Genomic DNA, 1188 nt, shown 5'->3' with positions numbered 1-1188 from the left:
GGGCACCCCGCCGGCCGCGCCGTCCCGGGCCGCCGCCGCACCGCCGAGCCGTTGGGTGACGAGATTCACCTTCGGGCCGGCCTCCTGATCACGGTTCTCGGCGAAGTGCCCGACCCCGAGTGTGCGCAGGATCACTACGTCCTCGGCGGGGTACGTCTTGCTCACCGCAATGAGGGTGAGGTCCCCCGGATCGCGCCCGGCGTCGCGCGCGGCCGCGCCGATCCGCTCCCGCACGGCGGCGAGCCGGTCCACCAGACGGGCGCGGCGCCGCGGGTCGTCCGCCGCGTCACCGGTGCGGGCGGGGGCCGGTGGTGGCCGGCCCGTCACGCCCCCGCTCCGCCGAGCCAGGCCAGGCCAGCGAATCGGCCGGTGCGGCCGTCACGGCGGAAGGAGTACAGCTCGGCGTCCTCCGCCGGGCAGCGCGGCGAGACTGCGATGTCGATCACACCCGAATAGCGAAGCTGGCCGACGATCCCGGCACGCAGGTCGATCGAGGCCGTCCCCTGCCGCGTCGTGGCGGAGCTGCCCGGGACCTGCCGGTCGACCTCGTCCCGTAGCCACGCCGGCACCTCGTAACATCCCGCGCACACGCAGGGACCAACCGTCACCGAAAGCTCGTCCGCCTCGATGCCGAGCTCGCCGAAGGCCGCGAGGGTCGCGCCGATGACGCCCCGGGCCATGCCACCCCGGCCGGCGTGGGCAACCCCGACGGCGCCCGTCGCCTCGAACAGCACCGGGGCGCAGTCGGCGACCATCACCGCCAGTGCCAGCCCGGGGACGTCCGTCACCAGCGCGTCCGCCTCCGGCGGCGGTCCGGGTTCCCGGGCGAGGACGGCCCGGCTGCCATGGACCTGGCGCATGTACTGCACCGGCAGTCCGACCCGCTCGGCGAGGCGCCGCCGGTTGGCCAGAACCGACGGCGCGGCGTCGCCGACATGGTCACCGAGGTTGAGCCCGGCGAAGGGCGGCGCGCTGACGCCGCCCGCCCGCGAGGTGACGAGAACCGGCATGACCGGAGTCTCCCCCGGGACCGCTCACTTGAGAAAGTCCGGCACGTCCAGCTCGTCGTCGTCGGCGACCTGGCGCACCGGCCGGCGCGGCGGGTAGGTCGGCCGGGGCGCGGCGACCCGCGGCGGCTCGACCCGGTGCTGCTGGCCGTGGTCTACGACGGCCGGCTCGACCGGCTCC

At 75.9% G+C, this 1188-nt stretch carries 1 protein-coding gene and 1 pseudogene; both read right to left on the bottom strand.

Annotated elements, in window-relative coordinates:
* Positions 1-327, bottom strand: a pseudogene (locus MXD58_RS25010) (YggS family pyridoxal phosphate enzyme); the annotation flags it as partial.
* Positions 324-1010 carry a peptidoglycan editing factor PgeF gene (pgeF, locus tag MXD58_RS25005; protein ID WP_248840057.1) on the bottom strand — a complete coding sequence of 229 codons (687 nt, stop codon included), beginning with the start codon at positions 1008-1010 and terminating at the stop codon, positions 324-326. The gene pgeF and the pseudogene MXD58_RS25010, both read right to left, overlap by 4 nt.
* Positions 1011-1188: the final 178 nt, after the last annotated feature.

The sequence above is a fragment of the Frankia sp. AgKG'84/4 genome (assembly GCF_023242965.2).
Taxonomy (GTDB): Bacteria; Actinomycetota; Actinomycetes; order Frankiales; family Frankiaceae; genus Frankia.
Note: the sequence above shows the minus strand (reverse complement) of the source record. Positions and strands in the feature narration are given on the sequence as shown.